Below are 25,268 nucleotides of genomic sequence, written 5' to 3'. Positions count from 1 at the left end.
GCGCTCCCGCGTGCCCCTCAGGGGCGGCCGTAGCTGTTGACCGGGCCGTCGTCGACGCGCTTCATCTTGATCGGGACGCCGGCCTGGGAGGCGTGCACCACCCAGCCGTTGCCGACGTACATGCCGACGTGGTGCAGGTCGGGGTAGTAGAAGACCAGGTCGCCGGGGCGCAGGTCGGCACGGCTGACCCTGGCCGTCACCTGGCGCTGCTGGCGGGCGTTGTGCGGCAGGCTCACCCCGGCCTTCGCCCAGGCGGCGAGCACCAGGCCGGAGCAGTCGAACGCGTTCGGCCCCTCGGCGCCCCAGACGTACGGCTTGCCGATCTGGGCGCAGGCGAACTTGACCACGGCTCCGGCGTCGCCGCCGGGCCAGGTCGCGGGGCAGGGGGCGGGGCGCAGCGGCCCGCCGCCGCCGTTGCCGTACGTGGTGAGCCGCAGCTTCTGTAGCCGGTCGATCTCGGCGTTGATCTGCCGCTTCTTCGCGGCGAGCTGCGCCTCGGTGCGGGTGAGCTGGGCGACCATCCGGTCCAGTGGCTGTTTCTGCGCGGCCAGTTCGTCGCGGAGCTGGGCGACCGTACGCACCTGGCGCTGCTGGCGGTCGGCGAACCGGTCGAGCAGTTCCAGGCCGTCGACCACCTCGCTGGGGGTACGGCTGGCCAGCAGCGCGTTGACGGCGGAGAGGTTGTCGCCCTTGTACGCCTCGGCGGCGAGGCCGCTGACCTGGTTCATCGCCAGGTCGACCTGGAGCTGGAGCGGTTCGATCCGCCGGGCGAGGGCGTCGGCCTGGCGGCGCTTGACGGCCAGGTCCGCCCGGGTCGCGTTGTGCTGTTCGATGATCGGTTCGAGCCGGTTCCAGTCCCGGTCGATCTGCTGCTCGATCTCGGTGACCGACGGCTCGGCGTGGGCCACCGTGGCGCCACCGGTCAGGACGACGGCGACGCCGGCCAGGGCGGCGAGTGCGGTGGTGAAGCGGGACCAGCGTGGGCGCGGCGCAGCCGCCGGATGGCCGGGGACCGGCCGGGCCGACGGCGGCCGCGGGGCATGGTGTGCCACCGGGAGACGTACTCCTTCACGTCGACCGCCTACCGGGTTAGCTGACGGGTTCGGGCGGGAAGGGGTCGCCCTACCGCAGTGGCTGCGGATTCACCCCGGCGTACCTGGGTCCCCGGCTCGCCCGCGGGCGACTCGGCGGTGTCGGACCGCCACCGCCCGGGTTGGGCGATGCGCACCGGTCGACGACTCATCAGATTAGGGATCGTCGTTGTCCGTCCGCAACCCGCCCCGCCGCCAGATGCGGCAACCCGGCCGCCAACTGCCGAAGCTTTTTTTCGTAGACACCCATATTCCTGCAAGGTATTGACCGGAACCCATGCAGCGGCGAGGGTGAGGGAGCAGGCAACCATCGGCGATCAGGAGGTTCGATGCACCTCTCATCCGGCCCGACACGGAGACGGCTGCTGCTGGCGGCCACCGCCGCCGCGGCCAGCGTCCTCGTGGCCGGCGGCCCCACCACCGCCGCACCCCGCACCGACGCGGCCGCCGAACCCGGCGACCGGCAGCAGCAGTACGCCGCGGCAGCGGCCGAGTACGGCGTCCCGGAGACCGTCCTGCTCGGCGTCTCCTACCTGGAGTCCCGGTGGGACACCCACGCCGGGCAACCGAGCACCAGCGGCGGCTACGGCCCGATGCACCTCACCGACGCCGAGCAGGTCGCGTCGACCCCGTCCAGCGCCCACGTGGACACCGACGAGGACCCGCGCGGCGACGACTCCCGCCCGCTCACCCTGGACCCGGCCGTCGCCGCCGCACCCGCCGGCGACGCGCTGCCCCGGGCGTCCCTGCAGACCGTCGACGCCGCCGCCGCGCTCACCGGCCTCCCCGTGGAGGTCCTGCGCACCGACGCGAGCGCCAACATCCGCGGTGGCGCGGCGCTGCTCGCGTCGTACCAGAAGGAGCTGGGCGGGCCGGTCGGCGCCGGCGGCGACCCCGCGGCCTGGTACGCCGCGGTGGCCCGGTACTCCGGCGCGGACACCGAGGACGCCGCGGCGGCCTTCGCCGACGAGGTGTACGACCAGATCGGCCTCGGTGCGGCCCGGACCACCGACGACGGTCAGCGGGTCGACCTCGCCGCCACCGCCGTCACGCCGGACGAGTCGGGGCTGCACCGGCTGGGGCTGCGCCGCGCCGAGCGGCCGGACGGTCTGGAGTGCCCGGTCCGGCTGGCCTGCGAGTGGGTCCCCGCGCCCTACGGGCAGTACGGGCCGGCCGCGGGCGACTACGGCAACCACGACATCGGCAACCGGCCGTCCCAGCAGAAGATCGAGTACATCGTCATCCACGACACCGAGGGCTACTTCGGCCCGAGCGTGAAGCTGGTCCAGACGGTGACCTACCTCGGCTGGCACTACACGCTGCGCTCGGTCGACGGCTACGTCGCCCAGCACATCAAGGCCAAGGACGTCGGCTGGCACGCCGGCAACTGGTACGTCAACGCCAAGTCCATCGGCATCGAGCACGAGGGCTTCGCCGGGCACGGCACCTGGTACACCGAGGCGATGTACCGGACGTCGGCCAAGCTGGTCCGGCACCTGGCGCTGCGTTTCCAGATCCCGCTGGACCGCCAGCACATCATCGGCCACGACAACGTCCCCGGCACCACCGCCGGCACGGTACGCGGCATGCACTGGGACCCGGGGCCGTACTGGGACTGGTCGCACTACTTCGACCTGATGAAGGCGCCGTTCCGCTCGACCGGCACCCCGCACACCGGCCTCGTCACCATCGACCCGGACTTCGCCACCAACCAGCCGGCCTTCACCGGTTGCAACCAGCAGCCGCCCGGTGTGCCGAAGCCGACCCCGCCGGCCGCACCCTGCCCGCTGCGCGGGTCGTCCTCGGTGATCCTGCGTACCGCGCCGAGCCTCGCCGCGCCGCTGGTCAACGACCCGGGGCTGCGCCCGGACGGGACACCCGACACCATGTACGTCTCCGACCACGGCGCCCGCGTCTCGGCCGGTCAGACGTACGCCCTGGCCGGCATCGAGGGCGACTGGACGGCCATCTGGTACCTCGGCCAGAAGGCGTGGTTCCACAACCCGGCCTCGGCGCCCACCGCAAAGTGGACGCACGGCTTCGTGGTGACCCCGAAGCCCGGAAAGACCACCATCCCGGTGTACGGGCGGGCCTACCCGGAGCGGGCCGCCTACCCCGCCGAGATCCCCTACCAGAGCATCTCGCCGCTCCAGTACACCTTCCCCGCCGGCCAGCGGTACGCCCTCGGCGGCATCCTGCCGGGTGAGTACTACCGGGCCGTGTCGTTCGACGGTTCGGCGCCTGGTGACCGGACGGTGGTCCGTGGCGACAACCGGTACGTGCAGCTCCAGTTCGGCCACCGGGTGATGTACGCCAACCTCGACGACGTGCTCATCCTGCCGGCCTCGGTCGGCGGACCGGAGTAGGGCCGACGACGAAGGGCCCCGACGAATGTCGGGGCCCTTCGTGTTGTTCCGGAACCTGTCAGGTGACCCGGCGGAAGCCGGCCACCGGCATGTTGTTGATGCTGCTGACCTGCACCGGCTTACCGGTTCTGGGGGCGTGCACCATGATGCCGTTGCCCAGATAGAGCCCGACGTGGTGCAGGTCACTGAAGAAGAAGACCAGGTCGCCGGGGCGCGCCTCGGAGCGGGACACCGACCGGCCCTCGTTCCACTGCGCGCCGGTGAAGTGGGTCAGGTAGATCCCGGCTTTCTTGTAGGCGTACTGGGTCAGGCCCGAGCAGTCGAAGGAGTTCGGCCCGGTGGCGCCCCAGACGTACGGGTCGCCGACCTGCTTGCAGGCGGTCTCGATGGCGGTCCGGGCCGCCTGGGCGACCACGCCCTCGATGGTCGGGCAGCCGGCGACGCTGACCACGGTCTTCGGCATCGACGCCTTGAGCCGCTTGATCTCGGCGTCGATCTGCTTCTTCTTGGCGGCCAGCAGGGCCTCCTTCTCGACCTGGTCGGCGATCAGCTGGTCGAGCTTCTTCTTCTCGGCGGAGTACTTGTCCCGGACGGCGAGGACGCCGGCGATCTGCTTGCGCTCGTGCGCGGCGAGCCGATCCAGGATGGTGAGCTGCTCGGCCAGGTCACCCGGCTTGATGTCGGCCAGCAGCGCGCCGGCCTCGACCGTGGGACCGGTCATGTAGTGCTGGGAGGCCAGCTCGCCGATCCGGCCCATGGCCAGTTCGCTCTCCAGGGCCAAGGGCTGGATCTTCTTCTCCAGCTCCTTGGACTTCTTGCGGTTCACCCGCAGCTTGGACCGGACATCGTTGTACTGCTCGATGGTCGGTTCGAGCTGCTCCCACTGCTTGTCGATCGCGGCCTCGATCTCGTCCACCGAGGGGGCGGCGTGCGCGGGGGCGGTGAGCATTCCCGCGCCGACGAACACTGCCGCCAGGACGGCGATCAGACGGTGGACGACCCGTCGCGAGCGCCCGTGGCCGGCGAACCGGACGGGCGCGTGACGATGTGGGGGCATGGTAGCCACCGGCACCGACTCCTTTTTGCGAGCTTCCGCCGGGCGCCTCGTGAGGGGAAGGTCCGAGGCCGACGACCACAGCGGTCGGTGCCCCACATTAGGGAAGGCTCGGGATGGAATCAAGACGGGCCATTTCACCGTCACCGCTGCGCAACGGCTTGCGTACCAACGGTACGCAATTCCTAGCCAACGATAGCCGTCAATACATCGTCCAGCGTCACCACTCCGAGGGGCCGGCGACCGTCGCTCACCAGCACCATGTGCCGCCGCTCACGGCGCATCGCGAGCAGCAGATCGGCCAGCGTACGGTCCGGCGGCACCACCGCCAGCGGCCGGTACACCTCCACCGGAACCGGCGCCCGCCGGCTCGCCCCCGAATAGCCCAGCACGTCCTTGACGTGCACGAACCCCAGCACCCGGCGGCTGGCCCGCTGCACCACCGGGAAGCGGGACCGGCCGGTCCGGGTGGCCAGCACCTCCAGCGACGCGGGCGAGACGTCCTCGGCCACCGTGGTCACCGTCGACCAGGGCTGCAACGCGTCCGCCGCCGTCCGGCTGTGCAGCGCGAGGGCACCGGTGATCCGGGCGTGCTCCTCCGCGTCCAGCAGCCCCTCGGTACGCGCCTGCGACACCAGCCCGGCCAACTCCTCGGCGGTGAAGACCGTCTTCACCGCGTCCGTCGCCTCGATCCCCCAGAACCGCAGCACCCGCCGGGCCGCCCACTTCATCGCCAGCAGCAACGGCTTGGTGGCCAGGCAGAACGCCAGCATCGCCGGCCCCAGCCAGAGCGCCGACGGCTCCGGCCCGGCCAGGGTGATGTTCTTCGGCACCATCTCGCCGACCACGGTGTGCAGGAAGACCACCACACCCAGGGCGATCAGGAAGGCCACCGGATGCACCGCGCCCTCCGGTAGCCGGACCAGGGTGAACGCCGGCTCCAGCAGGTGCGCCAGCGCCGGCTCCGCGATCGCGCCCAGGCCCAGCGAGCAGATGGTGATGCCCAGCTGCGCGCCGGCGATCATCAGCGGGATCTGGTTCATCGCCGACAACGCCCACCGGGCCCGCTTCGAGGTGGCGGCGAGCGGCTCGATCACCGTCCGGCGGGAGGCGATCAGCGCGAACTCGCTGCCCACGAAGAAGGCGTTGCCGAGCAGCAGCACGACCGTGACCAGCAGTTCACTCATCGTCGGCCGGCTCCTCCGGGCGGACCACCCGGACCTGCTCGATCCGGTGCCGCTCCACCTCGACGACGGTGAACTCGTACCCGCCGTCCTCCACCGCCTCGCCGGCGATCGGGATGTGACCCAGCCGGGCCATCAGCCATCCGGCGAGGGTCTCGTACGGGCCCTCGGGCAGCCGGAAGCCGGTCTGCTCGGCCAGCTCGTCGGAGCGCAGCACCCCGTCCACCAGCAGCGTCCGCTCGCCCCCCGGCACGGTCAGCTCCGCCGCGTGCGCGTCGTCCACCGCCGCCGGGTCGAACTCGTCGGCGATCTCCCCGACCAGCTCCTCCACCAGGTCCTCGACGGTCACCACGCCGTCCGTGCCGCCGTACTCGTCGACCACGATCGCCAGGTCGGCGCCGGCCGCCTTGAGCGCCGCCAGCACCCCGTCCAGGTCCAGGCTCTCCGGCACGTACACCGGTTCCCGGGCGACCGCCGCCACGGTGGTCGACTCCCGCCGGGCCGGTGGGACGCCGAGCGCGTCCGGCACCCCGGCCACCCCGGTGACCAGGTCCAGGGTCTCCTCGTACACCGGGAAGCGGGTCCGGCCGGTCTCCTGCGACAGGTCGAGCAGCTCGGCCACGGTGGCGGTGGCCCGCAGCGCGATCACGTCGACCCGCGGGGTCATCGCCTCCGCGGCCCGCTTGTCGCCGAAGCGGATGGTCCGGCGCAGCAGCATCGCGGTGTCCGGCGGCAGCGCCCCGGCCCGGGCCGAGATGGCCGCCAGCAGCCCCAACTCCTCCGGCGAGCGGGCGCTCGCCAGCTCCTCCTGCGGCTCCACGCCCAGCTGCCGGACCAGCCGGTTCGCCGAGTCGTTCAGGCCCCGGATCAGCCAGCCGAAGGTCCGGGAGAAGGCGTGCATCGGGCCGGCGGTGGCCAGTGCGGCCGGCATCGGCCGGGCCAACGCCGCGTTCTTCGGCACCAGCTCACCGAAGAGCATCGAGATCAGGGTGGCCAGCGCCAGGGCCAGCAACGGGGTGAACCGCTCGGCGCCGCCCACCGGGCGCAGCAGCGGACCGAAGAGCCGGGCCAGCGCCGGCTCGGCCAGGTAACCGGTCAGCAGCGCGGTGATGGTGATGCCCAGCTGCGCGCCGGAGAGCTGGAAGGAGAGGTGGTGCAACGCCCGGCGTACGGTGGCGGCCCGGCCGTCGCCCTCGCCCGCCCGCCTGTCGATCTCCGCACGGTCCACCGTCACCAGGGCGAACTCGGCCGCGACGAAGAACGCGTTGCCGGCGGTCAGCAGCACGAAGCCGACCAGGGGCAACAGCGCGCCGAGCAGCAGACCGTCGATGACGGGGATTCTCGCACGACCCTGCCGGGAAGCCCGACGGCGGCGGCACCTCGTGGGTGCCGCCGCCGTCGTCAGTTCCGATTAGCGTGGGTACGACCTCAGCCGGCGACCGGCGCGGTCTCCTTCTCGTCGCCCGGGGCGCCCTCCGGCTTCACCGAGCGGAGCAGCACGCTTGCCACGTCCACCACCTCGACCTGCTCGCCGGCGCCCTTGCCGTTGACCCCGTCGTTGAGCATCGTCGAGCAGAACGGGCAGCCGACGGCGACCGTCTTCGCCCCCGTGGACATGGCCTCCTCGACCCGGTCCACGTTGATCCGCTTGCCGATCTTCTCCTCCATCCACATCCGGGCACCGCCGGCGCCGCAGCAGAAGGAGCGCTCGCTGTTGCGCGGCATCTCGGTGATCTCGCCCTTGATGGCGTCCCCGAGAACCTCACGCGGGGCCGCGAAGACCCGGTTGTGCCGGCCCAGGTAGCACGGGTCGTGGTAGGTCACACCGCCGTCGACCGGCTGGACCGGGGTGAGCTTGCCGGTGCTGATCAGGTGGGCCAGGAGCTGGGTGTGGTGGACCACCTCGAACTCGCCGCCGAGCTGGCCGTACTCGTTGCCCAGGGTGTTGAAGCAGTGCGGGCAGGTGGCCACGATCTTGCGCTTGGCCTTCTCCCGGCCCTCGAACGCCTCGTTCAGGGTCTCGACGTTCTGCTGGGCGAGCATCTGGAAGACGAACTCGTTGCCGATCCGGCGGGCCGGGTCGCCGGAGCAGGTCTCGCCCTCGCCGAGGATGGCGAAGGAGACGCCGGCCTCGTTGAGCAGCGTGGCGACCGCGCGGGTGGTCTTCTTCGCCCGGTCCTCGAACGCGCCGGCGCAGCCGACCCAGAAGAGGTACTCGAAGTCCTCGACCTCGCCGACCTGCGGCACCTCGAAGTCCAGGCCCTTGGTCCAGTCCTCGCGGGTGTTCTGCGGGGCGCCCCACGGGTTGCCCTTGTTCTCCAGGTTGCGCAGCATGACGCCGGCCTCGGAGGGGAAGCTCGACTCGATCAGCACCTGGTAGCGGCGCATGTCGACGATGTGGTCGACGTGCTCGATGTCGACCGGGCACTGCTCGACGCAGGCGCCGCAGGTGGTGCAGGACCAGAGGACGTCGGGGTCGATGATCCCGCCCTCCTCGGCGGTGCCGATCAGCGGCTTGTTCGACTCGGCCAGGGTCAGCACGTCCAGGTGGGCGAGCTGCGCCTCGGTGGCCTTCTCCTCGCCGGTCAGGTCCTTGCCGCCGCCGGCCAGCAGGTACGGCGCCTTGGCGTACGCGTGGTCGCGGAGGCTGAGCACGAGCAGCTTGGGCGACAGCGGCTTGCCGGTGTTCCAGGCCGGGCACTGCGACTGGCAGCGACCGCACTCGGTGCAGGTGCTGAAGTCCAGCAGGCCCTTCCAGCTGAACTGCTCGACCTGGGCGACGCCGAACTGGTCCTTCTCCGGGTCGGCCTCCTCGAAGTCGAGCGGCTTGCCCTCGCTCATCATCGGGCGCAGCGGGCCCAGGCCGGAGCCGGCCGGCTTGGCCGGGTCGCGCTTGAAGAAGATGTTGGGGAAGGCCAGGAAGCGGTGCCAGGCGACGCCCATGGTGACGTTCAGCGAGATCACGATGAGCCAGGTCATCGAGATCATGATCTTGATGAGCGCGGCGATGCTCGCGCCGTCCTGCCAGGCCGGCAGCACCGCGCCGACCGCGTGGCTGAGCGGGGTGGCCCAGGCCGGGTACTCGAAGTGGTCGGTGGCGACCTTGAAGCCCCGGATCACGAAGCCGAAGATCAGGACCAGCAGCACGATCCACTCGACGAAGTAGCCCTGCCACATCGTCGAGCCGGTGAACCGGGAACGCCCGCCGGGACGGGTGGGCCGGTTGCGCAGCCGGATGGCCATCAGCACCACGATGCCGATCAGGCCGAGGATCCCGATCCACTCGGTGACCAAGCCGAAGATCGTCCAGTGCCCGACGACCGGCAGCCCACCGCTCGGGGTGACGACCTCGAAGTACGCCTCGAGAACCAGCAGGGACAGCACGATGAAGCCGACCATCACGGTCCAGTGCGCCGCCCCGACCACGCTCCACTTCAGCATGCGGGTGTGACCGGCGGTCTCGACCAGCATGGTCTTCGTGCGGGTGCCCTTGTCGCCGAACCGCTCCGGCGCCGGCTGCCCGAGCCGGATGACGGCCGTCATCTTCATGACGGCTCGTACCGCCAACCACACCGCCACGGCGGTGATGGCGGCCGCGAGGATCGTGGTGACGATCTGGACGCTGCCCATCGAGTTGGCCTCCCGGTCTGCTGCCTGGTCGAGCGGCTCGGCGACCGGGTGCGACGTCAGGGGGCGTCCGGCGCTCCGCCGTCACCGCCACCCCGACCCGACCGGCCGATGACCTCGCTCCGCTCGGTCATGCAGTGCAGCCTACGCGCAAGGTTACCCAGCAGTAACGTGAGTCATCTCGCACCGGCCACGCCGCCCTGCGGACACCTTAGGCGGCGAAGCGGCGCCGCGCCTGACAGGGGCGTCGTGGCGTGACCTCGTCCACCACGACACGTCGCCGTCGCCCGGGAGGCACGGCTACGGCCCGGCCCCCGGGAGACGGGGACCGGGCCGGTGGCGCGGGCGGGCGTGCCGCGCGGGCCGGGAACGGCCCGTCAGCGGGTCAGCGCCAGCGGGAGAGCAGGATCAGCGAGGCGACCATGGCGCCGAAGCCGACCGCCAGGTTCCAGTAGCCCCAGGAGGCGACCGGGTACGCCTGCTCGGAGAGGTAGTACACGACCAGCCAGCCGATGCCGGCGACGATCAGCGCCACCGCCGTGACGGGCAGCCAGACCGGGCTAGGCTTGCGCGTCGCCGCCGTCGCCGTCGGACGTACGTCCGTCGGCGGGGTGTACACCTTCTTCTTGCGGACCTGAGACTTGGGCACGACGCTCTCCAGAGGGGGTGACGACCTCGTCCGGCCTGACAACCGGGCGCGGGGGCGACGGTCCATGGCCAATAATGTTCGACAGCTAGCGTAGTCCCGAAGGCCCGCTCAGGCCACGAATGGGGTCAGGCCGGTGCACGGAGTGACCGAAAAGGGCGGAACTATCGCGGGCTGGCGCACCGGTTCGCAGCACAGCGGGCCGACACCAGACGACGCGGAAGGAACGCCCCGGTGGAGTACACATCCGGCGCCGCCTCCTGGCAGAAGGTCATCCGGCGCGCGGTCGCCGGCCTGCTGCCCCGGCGGCGCGGCCAGCGGCGACCCGGCTGGTCGATCGGCGTACCGCTGATCGCCGCCGCGGCCGGGCTCCTCTTCACCACGACCGCCACCGCGGCGGGCGGCACCGCACTGCGCGAGGACCGGCGACCCGAGCTCAACCAGCTGATCGAGGAGCGCCGTACCCAGGTAGAGGCGAACGAGCAGCGGGCCGCACGGCTGCGGGCCGAGGTCGAGGACGAGACCACCGCGCTGGCCGACACGAACGGCCCGATCAAGGCCCAGCAGGAACGGGCCCGGGCGAGCGAGGAGGCGGCCGGCTTCACCGCGCTCACCGGCACCGGCATCACCGTCGAACTCGACGACGCACCCACCGGCCAGAAATTGCCCAAAGGTGCCACCAACGACGACCTGGTGGTCCATCAGGGCGACGTCCAGGCAGTGGTGAACGCGCTCTGGGCGGGCGGCGCGGAGGCCATGTCAATCATGAACGTCCGCGTGCTCAGCACCAGCGCGGTACGCTGCGTCGGAAACACCCTGCTCCTGCACGGACGGGTGTATTCCCCACCATTCAAGATCGTAGCAATCGGCGATCCCGCCGCACTTCAACGGGCGCTCGCCAGCTCCAAGGGAGTTCGGTGGTTCATGGACGCGGTTGAGGCCTACCAGCTGGGCTACCAGGAGCGGGTCTCCACCGTCACCGTGCCCGCGTTCGAGGACTCCACCGCGCTCCGCTCCGCCAAGGTGCCCCGGTGAACGACGGGCCCGACGAGCGGCGGGACGGGCGGCACCGCAACCCGGGCGAGGAACCCACCGCCTTCATCCCCCGGGTCGAGCGCCCCGCGCCCACCGCGCCCCAGCCGACCGGCGGGCAGCCACCCGCCGTGGAGCTGCCCTGGCCCGACCGGCCGCTCACCCCCCGCCCGCTGGCCCCGGCCGGCGACCGTGACCCGATCACCGGTCCGACCTCCGCCGCCCGCTCCGGCCCGGCAGCCACCCTCCGTCCCGGCGCTGGGCCCGGCCCGGCACCAGCCGTTCGTCCCGGCTCGCCGCCCGCGGCTGGCCCCGGCCCGACCCCAGCCGTCCGTCCCGGCCCGCCGCCCGGTGCAGGTCGGCCGGCCCCGGTCCCTCAGCCCTCGCAGGGCCCGCCGCCGGGAGCTGCCACCGCACCGTCCGGGCGCTCCGCCCCGCCGAGCTGGCCGGGGGAACGCGACCCGCACCCGGAGCACGCCCCGCACGACTCCCCTCGGTACGCGTCGCCCACCCCCACCGACGGCGTCCGGCCGGCGCCGGGGGTGCCGAGTGCCGACGGTCAGTGGGAGCGGGCCGCCGCCGGCCCGGCCGCGCCGACCGGTGACGCGCCGACGGCGTTCATCCCCAAGGTCGACTCCCGTCGACAGCCGGGCGAGGGCCGGCACGACGCGGCACCGCCCCAACCGGTCGACACCCGGGGGGCCGGGGCACCGCCCCACCAGACCCACACCCGTGGGGCCGGGGCACCGGGCCACCCGACCGACACCCGGGGCACCGCACCGGACCACCCGACCGACAGCCGAGGCGCCGGGGCATCCGGCCACCCGACCGACCTCCGGAGCGCCGGGATGCCCGGGCACCCGTCATCCGACGCCCGGGGGGCCGGCGTGCCGCCCCGCTCGGCGGACGACGGACGACCCGGTGCTGCGGCCGGCGGTGGCGCCGACCCGGGCGCGACGGCGATCATCCCGGCGGTCACCGGGCGGCCGGCCACCCCCGCGCCGGGGCTGGACTCCACCGCGCTGATGGGAGCCGTACCCCGTCCGCCGGTCCTCGACGAGCCCTCCGACGGCACCCCGCCCGCCGAACCACCCCGCCCGCGCCGCGGCGAGAAGGTGGTCAGGCTCCGCGCCCACCAGACCGACGCCGGCTACAAGAGCGTCTACTCCGAGCTGACCAGGCCCTCCGTCTGGTCCCGGGTCCGCACCGGCATCCGGCTCACCGGCGAGGTGCTGATCACCTTCGGCCTGGTGGTCCTCCTCTTCGCCGGCTACGAGATCTGGGGCAAGTCGGTCATCGTCAACGCCCACCAGGAGGATCTGAGCAGCCAGCTCGCCCAGGCGTGGGGGCCCAGCGGTGACCCGACGGTCGCCCCGACCGGCGGGCCGAAGCCGAAGCCGAAGCCCGCCGTGGAGGGCAAGCCGATCGCCGGCCTCTACATCCCGAAGCTCGACAAGAACTGGGTCGTGGTGGAGGGCGTCGAGCAGTCCGACATCCGGTACGCCCCGGGCCACTACCCGAAGAGCGCGATGCCGGGCGAGTTGGGCAACTTTTCCGTCGCCGGACACCGCAACCGGGCCACCTTCTGGCGGATCGACGAGCTGGACCCGGGCGACGACATCGTCGTCGAGGGCAAGGACACCTGGTACGTCTACAAGGTCTACAAGACTCGCATCGTCCGGCCGGACCAGGTGGAGGTGGTGGCGCCGGTGCCGATGGAGCCGGGTGCCAGGCCGAAGGACAAGCTGCTCACCCTGACCACCTGCAACCCCAAGTTCGACAACTATCAGCGGTTGATCGTCCACGCGAAGCTGGACCACGACCTGGCGAAGTCCGCCGGTCGACCGCCGGAGCTGGGGGGCTGACGATGTACGCCTGGATCTGGCGCAAGCTTCCCTTCGGCCTGGCCGGCAAGCTCGCCGGCTCGGTGCTGATCACCGCCGCCGCGGTGGCGCTGCTCTGGTTCGTGGTCTTTCCGTGGGCCGAGCCGCTGCTGCCCTTCGACGACGTCCAGGTCACCCAGGACTCCGGCACGCCGGGCGGGGACGGCGGAGTGACCGGGCCCGACGCGCCGGGTGACGAGCACGACCTGCCGTACGACACCGAGCAGAACAACACCCCTCCGCCCTCTCCGAAGAAGTGACCCGATGCGCGTCCTGGTGATCGACAACTACGATTCGTTCGTCTACAACATCGTGCAATACCTGGGCCAGCTCGGCGTCGAGTGCGAGGTCCGCCGCAACGACGAGATCGACGTGGCCGAGGTGGGCCGGGTCGACGCGGCCGGCATCCTGCTCTCGCCCGGTCCGGGCAGCCCCGACCGCGCCGGCATCTGCCTCGACGTCATCCGGGAGTACGCCGGCCAGCTGCCGATCTTCGGCGTCTGCCTCGGCCACCAGGCGATCGGCGAGGCGTTCGGGGCCACCGTTACCCGGGCCCCCGAGCTGCTGCACGGCAAGACCTCGCAGGTGCGGCACGAGTCGGCGGGGGTGCTCGCCGGCCTGCCCGACCCGTTCACGGCCACCCGCTACCACTCGCTGGCCGTGCTCCGCGAGACGCTGCCGGCCGAGATCGAGGTCACCGGCTGGACCGAGTCCGGCGTGGTGATGGCGATGCGGCACCGCACCCTGGCGATCGAGGGCGTGCAGTTCCACCCCGAGTCGGTGCTCACCGAGGGCGGGCACCTGATGCTGGCGAACTGGCTGGCCACCTGCGGCCACCCGGAGGCGCTGGAGCGGGTGCCAGCGCTGGCCGCCGAGGTGGACGCCCGACGCCGCTCAGCCTTCGCCACCACCTGACGGTCACCCTGCCGGGCCTCGGCCCTGCTGCGGCGCCCCTGCGCCACCGTGATGTGCGACGGGCCCGGCGATCAGTCGATCGCCGGGCCCGTCCGTGTGTCCGGGTGCTACTGCGGGGGCGGGGTGGGGAACGGGAAGCCGCCCCCGCCACCGGTCGCCGTCGCCGACGGGGTGGGCTCCGGCGAGGCGGTGGGCTGGTCCGTCGGGGTGGGCTCGGTGGTCGGCTCCGGCTGAGAGACGGTGATGACCACCTTGGTGCCCTCCGGCTTGCGGGTGTTCCCCTCGGGGGTCTGCGCGGTCACCTTGCCGGCCTGGTCCGCCGGGACGTCCGCGCCCAACTCCACCTCGGGCTCGAAGCCTGCGTTCTTGAGCGTCCGCTCCGCCTCGTCCTGGTCGAGGCCGACCACGTTCGGGACCTTGTTGACGTTGCCCTTGGAGACCTGGAGGGTCACCGTGGCTCCCTCGCCCACCTGGGTGCCTGGCTTCGGGCTCACGTCGATGACAGTGCCCTCCCGCTCGCCGGAGTTGACCTCCTGCTTCTCCGGCTTGAGCTTCGAGTCCTTGAGCTGCTTCACGGCCGCTTCGTAGGTGAAGCCCTTAAGGTCCGGAACCTCGACCTGGGCGATGCCGCCGCAGATCGTGAGGGTGACCTCCTGGTTCGGCTCGAGCTGGCCACCGGTCGGGGCCTGGCTGACCACGGTGCCCTTCTCGCAGGTGCCGTACCTGAGATCCTCGGCCACCTTCGGGGTCAGTCCTGCCCCTCGGATCTGGGCGATCGCCGCGTCCTGCGGCTGGTCAACCACGCTCGGCACCGCCACCAGCTTCGGCTGCTCGGCGCCGTCGTCCTTGTTCCGGCCGTTGAGCCAGGCGGCGCCCAGCGCGATCAACGAGAGGACGACCACCGCCGCGAGGACGGCCATCACCCACGACGACGCCTTGCGCTGCCGTGGGTCGCCCACCCGGGCGGGAACCTGCTGCCGGGTCGGCGCACCGGCCGCGGCCGGGTACGCGGCCGTCGTGGCGGCCGGGGCCAGCTGGGTGGCCTCCTCGTGTGACATCACCGGAGTGGCCATCACGGGGCGGCCGGCGGCGGCACGGAGCAGGTCCGCCCTCATCTCGCCGGCGCTCTGGTAGCGGTTCAGCGGGTTCTTCGACAGCGCCTTGAGCACGATCGCGTCGACCGCCGGGTTGACGTCCGGGTTGATGTCGCTCGGCGTCGGCGGCGCCTCCCGCACGTGCTGGTACGCCACGCTGACCGGGCTGTCCCCGACGAACGGCGGGTGCGCGCAGAGCAGCTCGAACAGCACGCAGCCGGCCGCGTACACGTCGGAGCGGGCGTCGACCGCCTCGCCGCGCGCCTGCTCCGGCGAGAGATATTGCGCGGTGCCGATGACCGCGCTGGTCTGGGTCATCGTGGTGGCGCCGCTGGCCAGTGCCCGGGCGATGCCGAAGTCCATCACCTTGACCTGGCCGGTCTGGGTGAGCATCACGTTGCCGGGCTTGACGTCCCGGTGGATGATCCCGTGCCGGTGGCTGAACTCCAGCGCCGCGCACATGTCGGCGCAGATCTCCAGCGCCCGGCGCGGCTGGAGCCGCCCCTCGACGCCGAGGACCTCCTTGAGGGTGCGCCCGTTGACGAACTCCATCACGATGAACGGCAGCGTCTCGCCGGTCGGCCCGGTCTCCTCGCCGGTGTCGTACACCGCGACGATGGCCGGGTGGTTCAGCGACGCGGCGTTCTGCGCCTCACGGCGGAACCGCATCTGGAAGGTGGCGTCCCGGGCCAAATCGGCGCGGAGCATCTTGATCGCGACGTCCCGGCCGAGCCGGAGGTCACGACCGCGGTGGACCTCCGCCATGCCGCCGTAGCCGAGCAGCTCGCCGACCTGGTACCGGCCACCGAGCAGGCGGGCCTGCGCTGTCATCGCGTCTGTCGTCCTTCGCTCGTCGTCTCGCCGCCACTCGGCTGGAACCGTTCCACCCGACGGTACGACGTCCGACCCGGATCGTCGCTCCCGTCCTGGTTCAGCGCGCCGGACATCACTGCCGGCCGAATGGCCGGACCGGACGAACCGGGCAGCGCGCTCTTGCGCATGTAGGAAACCACGCCGGAGCAGAGCAGGACCAGCGCGGCCAGCAGGACCACCAGGACCACTCGCGCCGAACTGGAACGACGCGGTGCCGGCGCGGCCGGCACGGGCTGGGCGTACCCGAGGGCGCGATTCTGCTGGTGCGGAGCCGGCGGCTGCGGCACGCTCGCCGCGCCCCGCGGATAGCCCGGCTGCGCCCCCACCGGCGGACGGGGCGGGGCAGCCGGCGCCGACATCGGCGGACGGGGTGGCGCGGGCGGCGCCGACATCGGCGGACGCGGCTGCGCGGGCGGTGGATGCGGGGCCGACGCCGCCACCGGCGGGCGGTGCTGCACCTGCGCGGCACCGGCCGGTCGGGGCTGTTGCCGGGGCGGCGGCACCTGGGCGCGGGCCTGCGGCGCGGCCGGCGAGACCTGCGCGCGGGCCTGCGGCGCGGCCGGTGAAGCCGGGGCGGCGGAGATCGGCCGGGCGGTGCCGCCGGTCCGTCCCTGCTGGGCGAGGGAGAGCTTGGTCTGGCGGGCGACCCCGGCCAGCGCGGCGGCGCTCGGCCACCGGGCCGCCGGGTCCTTGGCCAGGGCCCGCTCGACGATCGACCGGACCGGCGGCGGGATGTCGGCGGGCAGCGGCCGGGGGGCGTCCCGGACGTGCCGCATGGCGATCTCCAGCGGGTTGTCACCCTCGAACGGGCGCCGGCCGGCCAGGCACTGGTAGGCGACCACGCCGAGGGCGTAGACGTCGGAGGCGGGCGTGGCCACCGCGCCGGTGGCCTGCTCGGGGGAGATGTACGACGCCGTGCCGAGCACCGAGCCCGCGGCGGTCAACTGACCGACCAGGTCGGACCGGGCGATGCCGAAGTCGGTCAGCACCAGCGTGCCGTTCGGCCGGACCAGCAGGTTGCCCGGCTTCACGTCCCGGTGCACGATGCCCTTGACGTGCGCCGCGTGCAGCGCCTCGGCCGCCTGCGCGACCAGCGCCATGGTCCGGGCCGGGGTGAGCCGACCGACCCGGCTCAGGGTCGCCGAGAGCGCGTCGCCCTCGATGTACTCCATCACGAGGAAGGCCATCTGCTGGTCGCTGCCGAAGTCGTAGATGTCCACGACGCCGGGGTGGTTGACGGTGGCCATGGTGCGCGCCTCGCCACGGAACCGCTCGGCGAAGCCCGGCTCGTCGAGCAGGGCCGGCAGCAGCGTCTTCACCGCCACCGTACGGCCGAGCACCTGGTCGGTGCCGCGCCAGACGTCGCCCATCCCACCGCTGGCGATCCGCTCGTCGAGGCGGTAGCGGTTGCCGAGCTGCACGCCGGGGCTGAGCATGTCAGCGGCCCCCGTCGGCGATGGCCGCCTTCATGATCTGGCCGCCGATCCGGGCCGCCTCGGAGCTGCCGCCCTTGCCGGCGTTCTCCAGCATCACGCAGACCGCGGAGACCGGGGTGCCCTTGTCGTCGATCGCGAAGCCGATGAACCAGCCGTGGTCGGGGTCGTTCGGGCCGGACTGGGCGGTGCCGGTCTTGCCGCCGACGGTGTAGCCGTCGATCGCGGCCTTGCGGCCGGTGCCGCCGGTCACCACGCTCTCCATCATCTCCTGGAGGTCGCCGGCGACCTGGGAGCTGACCGGGCGGCGCAGCTCGCCGGGCTTGGCGGTGTAGTAGCTGGTGGTGCGGTCCGGCGCGAGCAGCTGCTTGACCAGGTAGGGGCGCATCTGGCTGCCGTCGTTGGCCACCGCGGCGGCGATCATCGCGCCCTGGAGCGGGGTCATCCGGACGTCCCGCTGGCCGATCGAGGACTGGGCCAGCGCGGCCGGGTCGGTGCCCCCGCTGCCGTTGGAGATGCTGCCGGTCCGGCTGGCCGCCACGGCCAGGCCCCCGTCACCGAGCTGGCCGACGGACAGGTCCTCCTGCTCGAACCCGAACTGGCGGGCCTTCTCCTTGATCTTGTCCGCGCCGAGCTTCACGCCGAGCTGGGCGAAGCCGGTGTTGCACGACTCCTGGACCGCCATCTTCAGGGTGACCTGCGACTCGGGGCAGATCGACGGGGCGGCGTTCTTGATCGGGGTGCCCGAGGTCGGCGGGGTCCAGAGCCTGCCGGCCGGGATCTTCGTCTCCTTGGTGACGCCGCTCTCCAGCGCCGCGGCGGCGACGATCACCTTGAAGGTCGAACCCGGTGGGAGGGTCTCGGCCAACGCGCGGTTGGTCAGCGGCCGCTGCGGGTCCTTCTCGTAGCTGTTGTACGCCGCCGAGGCGGCGGCGGTGTCGTGGCTGGCCAGCGGGTTCGGGTCGAAGCTCGGCATGGAGACCAGCGCCTGCACCGCGCCGGTACGCGGGTCCAGCGCGATCGCCGCGCCGCGCTTGGCGCCCACCTCGTTGCCCCGGAGCTGGTTGTACGCCACGTCCTGCGCCCGCTTCGACAGGGTCAGCAGGACGTTGCCGCCGCCGGTCTCGTCGCCGGTGAACATGTCCTTGACCCGGTTGACGATCAGCTGGTCGCTGGTGCCGGCGAGGAAGTCGTTCTCGACCCGCTCGATGCCGGTGTCACCGAGGTTGACCGGCTTGTAGCCGAGCACGTGGGCGTACTTCTCGCCACCCGGGTAGGTGCGGACGAACTTCAACTTGCCGCCGGTCTCCTTGCTGACCGCGAAGGCGGTGCCGCCGGCCTCGATGTTGCCGCGCTTGCGGTCGTACTCGGCGACCTGGACCCGACCGTTGTAGTCGCTGTTGCGGTATTCGTCGGCCTTGTAGAACTGGATCCAGTTCAGGTTCGCGAAGAGGAGCCCGAACAGGACCATCACGACGACGCCGACGCGGCGCAGGGGCGCGTTCACGGGCGGATCACCTCCGTGGGTGCACCGTGCAGCTGCTCCGGTGGCGTACCGGACGGCCGGGAAGCCACGCCGCCCGCGGCCACCGGCCGGCGGGCGCCGTCGGAGACCCGCAGCAGCACCGCGATGAGCAGCCAGTTCGCCATCAGCGACGAGCCGCCGGCGGAGAGGAAGGGAGTGGTCTGACCGGTCAGCGGGATGAGCTTGCTGATCCCGCCGATGATCACGAAGACCTGGAGACCCAGGGTGAAGGCCAGGCCACCGGCGAGCAGCTTGCCGAAGGAGTCCCGCACCTCCAGGGCCGCGCGCAGGCCGCGCTCCACGATGAGCAGGTACGTCACCAGCAGCGCGGAGAGGCCGAGCAGGCCGATCTCCTCACCGATGCCGGCGAAGATGAAGTCGGTCTGCACCTCGGGCAGCAGGGTGGGCTGGCCGCCGCCCGGGCCGGCCCCGAACAGACCGCCGGTGCCGAGCGTGAGCAGCCCCTGCACCAGCTGGTAGCCGCGGTCGTACGGCTCGGCGAACGGGTCCAGCCAGATCTGCGCGCGGTCGTAGAAGTTGGCGAACGGCCCCCCGACCGAGGCGCCCAGCACGTACGCCAGGTAGGCGCCGCCGAAGAACAGCGTCAGACCGATCAGCAGCCAGCTGACCCGTTCGGTGGCGATGTAGAGCGTCACCACGAACATGCCGAAGTAGAGCAGCGAGGTGCCCAGGTCCTTCTCGAAGACCAGCACCAGGAGGCTGATCAGCCAGACCACCAGGACCGGGCCGAGGTCCCGGCCGCGCGGGAAGTCGATGCCCAGCACCCGGCGGCTGGCCAGGGAGAGCACCTCCCGCTTGCGGACCAGGTAGTAGGCGAAGAAGGCCAGCAGGGCCAGCTTGGCGAACTCACCCGGCTGGATGGTGAAGCCGCCGATCCGGATCCACAGCTTCGCGCCGTTGATCTCGGAGAAACGGCCGGGCAGCACCGCCGGGATCATCACCAGCACGATGCCGGCCAGCCCCAGGGTGTACGCGTACCGGGAGAGCGAGCGGTGGTCCCGCATCAGCGCCAGCAGCCCGGCGGCGAGGAGCACCGCGCCGAGCGTCCAGGCGAGCTGCCGGCCACCGGTGCCGGCGAAGATGGCCAGGTCCTCCCGCTCGGCGGGGGTGGCCCGGGCCAGGTCGTACCTGCGCAGGAAGCCGACCCCGATGCCGTTGAGCAGGGCCACCGCGGGCAGCAGCGCCGGGTCGGCGAACGGCGCCAGCCACCGGATCACCAGGTGCAGCCCGAGGAAGACGAGCCCCAGGGCCGCGGCCGGCACCCAGAAGTCCGGGCTGACGGTGTCGAGCACGTTCGCCTCGACCGTCGCGCCGTACGCGGCCACCAGCACCATGGCCAGGAGGAGCAGGGAGAGCTCGGAGTTGCGTCGGGACCGGGCCAGGCGTACGCCGGGCTGCTCGCCCGTCGTGGCGGGCGAGGGTGCCGGTGTGGCCGCTGCGGTCACGGATCGGTCCTCGGGGTCGGGCCGGCGCTCACTCGGGCGACCGGCAGCCGGCCGGGTCGCCGGCCGGCGGGGCCGTGTCGGACGGCAGGGCGTCGGGCGTGGTGGTGGCGACCGGGGTCGGCGTGCCGGCCGGCCGGGCCGGCGGCGTCGGGGTGCCCACCGGGCGACCGCTCACGGTCGGGGCGGGCGCCACCGGCGTCACGGTGGCCGCCGGGGTGGTCGCCGCCGCGGTCGGGCTGGGCGGGCAGACCGGCTTCAGGTTGGGGTTGGCCGGGTCGTCGTTGGTCAGGTCGGCCAGCCGGCGCTGCGCGTCCGGCTCGCTCTTGGCCTGAATGCCCTGCTTGACCTGCTCCTGGGCGGCGAGGGTGAGGTCGTCCAGCTGGGCGCCGCTGGTGGAGTGCACCCGCGACAGGTCGAGGCCGGCGATCTGACCGGGCACCCCCCGGAAGACGGCGAGCTGGCCGTCCTCGGTCGCCCCGACGTAGTACTGCCGCTGGGTGTAGCTCCACCCGGCGAAGAGCCCACCACCGAGGATGACCAGCAGGGCGAGCAGCATGGCGGCGGTACGGACCGGGCGGTGCCGGGGCCGGTCGGGTTCGTCGTCCCGGCCGGCGTTCGGCTCCTCGGGCGCGGGCGGCCGGGGCGCGGAGAGCGCCGAGGCGCGGGCGGCCGGGGTGGAGACGTCCGCCGAGGTGGCCATGCCGCGGTCGCGGGCGGCGGCGCCGCCGACGATGGGGCTGGCCTCGACGATGTCCTGGTCGGTGGCGTCGGCGATGATCACGGTGATGTTGTCCGGGCCGCCGCCGCGCAGGGCCAGCTGCACCAGCCGCTCGACGCACTGCTGCGGGTCGGGGTATTCCCGCAGGGTCTCGCCGATGGTGTCGGCGCTGACCACCCCGGAGAGCCCGTCGCTGCAGATCAGGTAGCGGTCGCCCGGCAGCACCTGGCGGACGCTGTATTCCGGGTCGATGTCCCGGCCGTCGAGCGCGCGGGTGAGCAGCGACCGCTGTGGGTGGCTGCTCGCCTCCTCGGCGCTGATCCGGCCCTCGTCGACCAGCATCTGGACGTAGGTGTCGTCCTTGGTGATCTGCGCGAACTCACCGTTGCGCAGCAGGTAGGCCCGCGAGTCACCGATGTGGACCATGCCCAGCTTGCTGCCGGAGAAGAGGGTCGCGGTGAGCGTGGTGCCCATCCCCTCCAGCTGCGGGTTGGCGTCCACGGTGTCGCGGAGTTGTTGGTTGGCGGTGCCGACGGCCGAGCGCAACGCGTCGACGAGGGCGTCACCCGGGACGTCCTCGTCGAGCGGCGCCATGGCACCGATGACGATGTTGCTGGCGACGTCACCGGCGGCCATGCCGCCCATGCCGTCGGCGACGGCGAGAAGCCGCGGTCCGGCGTAGACGGAGTCCTGGTTACCGTCTCGGATCAGACCGCGGTCACTGTGGGCCGCATAGCGCAGGGTCAGAGTCATGGCCGTAATTCGAGAGAAGTGCGGCCGATCCGGATCGGCACGCCGAGGGGGACGGGGGTTGGTCCGGTGACCTTAGCGCGATCCAGGTAGGTGCCGTTAGTCGAGCCGAGATCCTCGACGAACCACTGCCCCTCACGGGGCACCAGCCGGGCGTGCCGGGCGGAGGCGTAGTCGTCGGTGATGACCAGGGTGGAGTCCTCGGCCCGACCGATCGTGATCTGCGCTTCGCCCAGCGTGATCCGGGTGCCGGCGAGCTGGCCCGCGGTGACCACCAGCTGGTGGGCGGCGCGACCCCGCTTCACCTTGGCCTGCTTGGCGGCCGGCTGGCCGGTCGACGCGCCGACGGCTCGGGGCGCCGCCACCAGCCGACTCGACCGGGCACCGGCGAAGAGGTCCCGACGGATGACGCCGACCACCGTGAACACGAAGATCCACAGCAGGATGAGGAACCCGAACCGGGCGACGGTGATGACGAGTTCCGGCAAGGCGGGTCAGCCGTCCACGCGGAAGGTCAGCGTCGTCGTGCCGAGCTGGATCATGTCGCCGGGGTTGAGGGCGACGGCCGACACGCGCTGGCCGTTGACCATCGTGCCGTTGGTGGAACCCAGATCGGTCAGCACGACCTGGCCGCCGTCGAAGTCCAGCCGGGCGTGTCGGCGCGAGATGCCGACGTCGGGCAGGCGCAGGTTGGCCTGGTCGCCCCGGCCGATGACGGTCGAGCCCATCTGCAGCGGGTAGGTGCGGCCGTCACCGGAGACCAGCCGGACGTTGCGCGCGCCACCGTGGCCGGGCGGGGGGCCGTAGCCGCCACCCTGGTCGTAGGCCGGGTATGCCGGCGGGCCCGCGTCGTACCCGCCCGGCGCGGAGACCGGAGCGACCTCGCCGCCGGTGTAGACCTCGGCGGTGACCCGGAACATCCCGGTGTCCAGCCCTTCGCCGCGCTCGATCTCGACGATCACGTCGCCGTAGACCGTCCAGGCCTGCTCGCCGATGAACTCCGCCTGCGACTGGGCCAGCTCCTGGGCCAGCGCGGCGGCGTACGGCGCCAGCCGACTGTGGTCGTACGGCGAGAGATCGATCACGTAGCGGTTGGGCACCAACGTGCGCCCACCGGCCAGGATGGCCTTGTGCGCCTCGGCCTCCCGCTGCATGGCGTTGAGGATCTCCACGGGGTGGACCACCCCTTTGAAGACCTTGGCGAAGGCCCCCTCAACCAGGCCTTCCAGACGCTTCTCGAAGCGTTGCAGCACGCTCACCGGCTCCTCCTCGGGTCCCGAGGACATGATGCTATCCGGCCGCCGCCCTCGCAGCTCACACGCCGCTCGGCCGCCCGCCGCCGGCCCGTTCGGTAGGGCCGGTCTCCTCGTGCTACTCTTTCGACCGCCACGAACGGTGACCGATCGTGGCGCGACCTGGGACAGCGTAATATGTCCGGGCCACCCCGCCGGAATCGGCGGTGCCGGGCGGGTTACAGTTCTCCAGGTAAAGCCACGGGGATGTGGCGGAATGGCAGACGCGCACGGTTCAGGTCCGTGTGTCCGAAAGGACGTGGGGGTTCAACTCCCCCCATCCCCACCAGAGTGACGAGGGCTCCGCAGCTGATGCGGGGCCCTCGTCGCATATCGGGGCGTGCCTGATGTCACGCTATGCTCCGAACGTTCCCTGCCCCCGATGGCCTCAGGAGTGGCGTGTGACTGTCGCGTTGGTGACCGGATCGGGCGGTCTGATCGGTTCCGAGGCGGCCCGGCACTTCGCCGGGCTGGGCCTCGACGTGGTCGGCATCGACAACGACATGCGCCGGTACTTCTTCGGCGCGGACGGTTCGACCGCGTGGAGCCTGGACCGGCTCGCCGCCGACCTGGGCAGTGCGTACACCCACTTCTCGGTCGACATCCGCGACCGGGACGGCCTGGAGCAGGTCTTCAAGAAGTACGGCTCGGACATCGCCGTGGTGATCCACAGCGCGGCCCAGCCCAGCCACGACTGGGCGGCCAAGGAGCCGTTCACCGACTTCGACGTGAACGCCGGCGGCACGCTCAACGTGCTGGAACTGACCCGGCGGCACGCCGTCGAGGCACCGTTCATCCACTGCTCCACCAACAAGGTCTACGGCGACCGGCCGAACAGCCTCCCGCTGGTGGAGCTGGAGACCCGGTACGAGCTGCCGGCGGACCACCCGTTCTTCGGTGGCATCACCGAGGAGATGTCGATCGACGCCTCGCTGCACTCGGTCTTCGGCGCCTCGAAGGTCGCCGCCGACGTGATGGTGCAGGAGTACGGCCGCTACTTCGACATGCGGACCGCCTGCTTCCGGGGCGGCACGCTGACCGGCCCGGCGCACTCGGCCGCCGAGCTGCACGGCTTCCTGGCGTACCTGATGCGGTGCGTGATGGAGGGCCGGACGTACAACCTCTTCGGCTACAAGGGCAAGATGGTCCGCGACGCCATCCACTCCCGCGACGTGCTGACCGCGTTCGAGGCGTTCTTCCGGGCGCCCCGCTCGGCCGAGGTCTACAACCTCGGCGGCGGCCGGCACTCCAACACCTCGCACATCGAGGCGTTCGCTGTCGCCGAGGAGATCACCGGCCGCGAGGCGAAGGTCAACTACGTCGAGCAGGCCCGCACCGGCGACCACCAGTGGTACGTCAGCAGCATGGCCCGGTTCGAGGAGCACTACCCGGACTGGAAGATCACCTACGACGTGCCGATGATCCTGCGGGAGATCTACGAGGCCAACGTGGACAAGTGGGTGCCCGGCGCATGACCGCCGCCAGCAAGCGCAACGTCCTCGGCGTACTCGTCGACGCGACCGACTACGCGACCGCGACCGAGCAGGTGGTGGCCGCCGCCCGGGAGCGCCGCCCGCTGGCGCTCACCGCGCTGGCCGTGCACGGCGTGATGACCGGCGTCCTGGACCCGGCGCACAACGCCCGGCTCAACTCCTTCGACGTGGTCACGCCGGACGGCCAGCCGGTCCGCTGGGCGATGAACCTCCTGCACCACGCCGGCCTGGCCGACCGGGTCTACGGGCCGACCCTGACCCTGCACGTGCTGCGCCGCTTCGCCGAGGAGGGGCTGCCGGTCTACCTCTACGGCTCCACCGAGGAGACCCTCGCCCGGCTGGTCCCGGCGCTGGAGCGGATGTTCCCGGCCCTCAAGATCGCCGGTGTGGAGCCGTCCAAGTTCCGTGACGTGCAGCCCGGCGAGGACGTCGACATCGCCGAGCGGATCAGGGCCAGCGGCGCCCGGCTCGTCCTGGTCGGCCTGGGCTGCCCCCGCCAGGAGGTCTTCGCGTACGCCATGCGGCCGCTGCTGGACATGCCGCTGATGGCCGTCGGGGCCGCCTTCGACTACCACGCGGGGCTGCTGCGCAACCCGCCGCCGTGGATGCAGCGGGCCGGCCTGGAGTGGCTCTGGCGGCTCGGCCTGGAGCCGAAGCGGCTGTGGCGCCGCTACGTCATCCTCAACCCCGCCTACCTGAGCCGCCTGGCCGCGCAGAAGACCGGCGCGTGGAAGGCGACCCCGCCCGAGCCGGCGCACGAGCGGCCCGGCACCTTCGCGGTCTGAGGCCACCACGACGTCCGGCGGCCACCTTGAGGGTGACCGCC

20 protein-coding genes, 1 tRNA gene and 1 riboswitch are annotated in these 25,268 nt (G+C 72.1%); of the genes, 8 read left to right on the top strand and 13 right to left on the bottom strand.

Translation table 11 applies throughout. The features are described 5' to 3' along the window. Positions 1-17: 17 nt before the first annotated feature. Positions 18-1,052: a C40 family peptidase gene (locus GA0074704_RS03290; RefSeq protein ID WP_088969121.1), complete on the bottom strand. Its 1,035-nt coding sequence runs from the start codon at positions 1,050-1,052 to the stop codon at positions 18-20. 10 nt (positions 1,053-1,062) lie between these two features. Further along, positions 1,063-1,200: riboswitch (cyclic di-AMP (ydaO/yuaA leader) on the bottom strand. Between the two features lie 220 nt (positions 1,201-1,420). Between GA0074704_RS03290 and GA0074704_RS03285 the strand changes: the two genes are divergently transcribed. Further along, entirely contained in the window at positions 1,421-3,457 is a 2,037-nt protein-coding gene (locus GA0074704_RS03285; protein WP_088969120.1) for an N-acetylmuramoyl-L-alanine amidase, read from the top strand. Positions 3,458-3,515: 58 nt separating this feature from the next. Here GA0074704_RS03285 and GA0074704_RS03280 read toward each other — a convergent pair whose 3' ends face one another. From GA0074704_RS03280 to GA0074704_RS03260, 5 genes are all read right to left on the bottom strand, one after another. Next, positions 3,516-4,514: a C40 family peptidase gene (locus GA0074704_RS03280; protein WP_088969119.1), complete on the bottom strand. Its 999-nt coding sequence runs from the start codon at positions 4,512-4,514 to the stop codon at positions 3,516-3,518. Between the two features lie 182 nt (positions 4,515-4,696). After that, complete coding sequence (locus GA0074704_RS03275) at positions 4,697-5,698, bottom strand: hemolysin family protein (protein ID WP_088969118.1); 1,002 nt, start codon at positions 5,696-5,698, stop codon at positions 4,697-4,699. Beyond that, positions 5,691-6,998: a hemolysin family protein gene (locus GA0074704_RS03270; protein ID WP_088969117.1), complete on the bottom strand. Its 1,308-nt coding sequence runs from the start codon at positions 6,996-6,998 to the stop codon at positions 5,691-5,693. The genes GA0074704_RS03275 and GA0074704_RS03270 overlap by 8 nt, the downstream gene beginning before the upstream one ends. Before the next feature lie 125 nt (positions 6,999-7,123). Beyond that, the gene (locus GA0074704_RS03265) at positions 7,124-9,325 is read right to left on the bottom strand and encodes a (Fe-S)-binding protein (RefSeq protein WP_088969116.1); all 2,202 of its coding nucleotides are present in this window, start codon (positions 9,323-9,325) and stop codon (positions 7,124-7,126) included. A 382-nt stretch (positions 9,326-9,707) separates the two neighbouring features. After that, positions 9,708-9,971 (bottom strand): cell division protein CrgA, encoded by a 264-nt coding sequence (locus GA0074704_RS03260; RefSeq protein ID WP_088969115.1) that lies wholly within the window; start codon positions 9,969-9,971, stop codon positions 9,708-9,710. 231 nt (positions 9,972-10,202) lie between these two features. On the opposite strand from GA0074704_RS03260, the gene GA0074704_RS03255 reads away from it, so the two are divergent. From GA0074704_RS03255 to GA0074704_RS03240, 4 genes are read left to right on the top strand one after another with little or no spacing between them, the layout of a single operon-like run. Further along, positions 10,203-11,003, top strand: coding sequence for a DUF881 domain-containing protein (locus GA0074704_RS03255; RefSeq protein WP_088969114.1), 801 nt, complete (start codon positions 10,203-10,205; stop codon positions 11,001-11,003). Then, positions 11,000-12,865, top strand: coding sequence for a class E sortase (locus GA0074704_RS03250; protein WP_088969113.1), 1,866 nt, complete (start codon positions 11,000-11,002; stop codon positions 12,863-12,865). The genes GA0074704_RS03255 and GA0074704_RS03250 overlap by 4 nt, the downstream gene beginning before the upstream one ends. A gap of 2 nt (positions 12,866-12,867) precedes the next feature. Beyond that, positions 12,868-13,143 carry a hypothetical protein gene (locus tag GA0074704_RS03245; protein WP_088969112.1) on the top strand — a complete coding sequence of 92 codons (276 nt, stop codon included), beginning with the start codon at positions 12,868-12,870 and terminating at the stop codon, positions 13,141-13,143. Positions 13,144-13,147: 4 nt separating this feature from the next. Next, entirely contained in the window at positions 13,148-13,798 is a 651-nt protein-coding gene (locus GA0074704_RS03240) for an aminodeoxychorismate/anthranilate synthase component II (protein ID WP_088969111.1), read from the top strand. A 107-nt stretch (positions 13,799-13,905) separates the two neighbouring features. Here the strand turns inward: GA0074704_RS03240 and pknB are convergent, their stop codons facing one another. From pknB to GA0074704_RS03205, 7 genes are read right to left on the bottom strand one after another with little or no spacing between them, the layout of a single operon-like run. Beyond that, positions 13,906-15,723, bottom strand: coding sequence for a Stk1 family PASTA domain-containing Ser/Thr kinase (pknB, locus tag GA0074704_RS03235; RefSeq protein WP_088969110.1), 1,818 nt, complete (start codon positions 15,721-15,723; stop codon positions 13,906-13,908). After that, a complete protein-coding gene (locus GA0074704_RS03230) occupies positions 15,720-17,201 on the bottom strand; it encodes a serine/threonine-protein kinase (protein ID WP_088969109.1) in 1,482 nt (493 codons plus the stop codon). Before GA0074704_RS03230 ends, pknB begins: the two co-directional genes overlap by 4 nt. A gap of 1 nt (position 17,202) precedes the next feature. Beyond that, complete coding sequence (locus tag GA0074704_RS03225) at positions 17,203-18,705, bottom strand: peptidoglycan D,D-transpeptidase FtsI family protein (protein ID WP_088969108.1); 1,503 nt, start codon at positions 18,703-18,705, stop codon at positions 17,203-17,205. Beyond that, positions 18,702-20,189 carry an FtsW/RodA/SpoVE family cell cycle protein gene (locus GA0074704_RS03220; protein ID WP_088969107.1) on the bottom strand — a complete coding sequence of 496 codons (1,488 nt, stop codon included), beginning with the start codon at positions 20,187-20,189 and terminating at the stop codon, positions 18,702-18,704. Before GA0074704_RS03220 ends, GA0074704_RS03225 begins: the two co-directional genes overlap by 4 nt. A 28-nt stretch (positions 20,190-20,217) precedes the next feature. Further along, on the bottom strand, positions 20,218-21,660 hold the full coding sequence (locus tag GA0074704_RS03215) for a PP2C family protein-serine/threonine phosphatase (protein ID WP_088969106.1): 1,443 nt from the start codon (positions 21,658-21,660) through the stop codon (positions 20,218-20,220). Beyond that, positions 21,657-22,145 (bottom strand): FHA domain-containing protein FhaB/FipA, encoded by a 489-nt coding sequence (locus GA0074704_RS03210; RefSeq protein WP_088969105.1) that lies wholly within the window; start codon positions 22,143-22,145, stop codon positions 21,657-21,659. The genes GA0074704_RS03215 and GA0074704_RS03210 overlap by 4 nt, the downstream gene beginning before the upstream one ends. Positions 22,146-22,151: 6 nt before the next feature. Next, on the bottom strand, positions 22,152-22,943 hold the full coding sequence (locus GA0074704_RS03205; RefSeq protein ID WP_088969104.1) for an FhaA domain-containing protein: 792 nt from the start codon (positions 22,941-22,943) through the stop codon (positions 22,152-22,154). 209 nt (positions 22,944-23,152) lie between these two features. On the opposite strand from GA0074704_RS03205, the gene GA0074704_RS03200 reads away from it, so the two are divergent. The 3 genes from GA0074704_RS03200 to GA0074704_RS03190 all read left to right on the top strand — a co-directional run bounded on the left by GA0074704_RS03200 (position 23,153) and on the right by GA0074704_RS03190 (position 25,227). Then, positions 23,153-23,238: transfer RNA gene (locus GA0074704_RS03200), tRNA-Leu, on the top strand. 112 nt (positions 23,239-23,350) lie between these two features. Beyond that, entirely contained in the window at positions 23,351-24,424 is a 1,074-nt protein-coding gene (locus tag GA0074704_RS03195; protein WP_088969103.1) for an NAD-dependent epimerase/dehydratase family protein, read from the top strand. Beyond that, the gene (locus tag GA0074704_RS03190) at positions 24,421-25,227 is read left to right on the top strand and encodes a WecB/TagA/CpsF family glycosyltransferase (RefSeq protein ID WP_088973417.1); all 807 of its coding nucleotides are present in this window, start codon (positions 24,421-24,423) and stop codon (positions 25,225-25,227) included. The genes GA0074704_RS03195 and GA0074704_RS03190 overlap by 4 nt, the downstream gene beginning before the upstream one ends. The last annotated feature ends 41 nt before the right edge of the window (positions 25,228-25,268 follow it).

This window comes from Micromonospora siamensis, from assembly GCF_900090305.1.
Lineage (GTDB): Bacteria > Actinomycetota > Actinomycetes > Mycobacteriales > Micromonosporaceae > Micromonospora > Micromonospora siamensis.
Note: the sequence above shows the minus strand (reverse complement) of the source record. Positions and strands in the feature narration are given on the sequence as shown.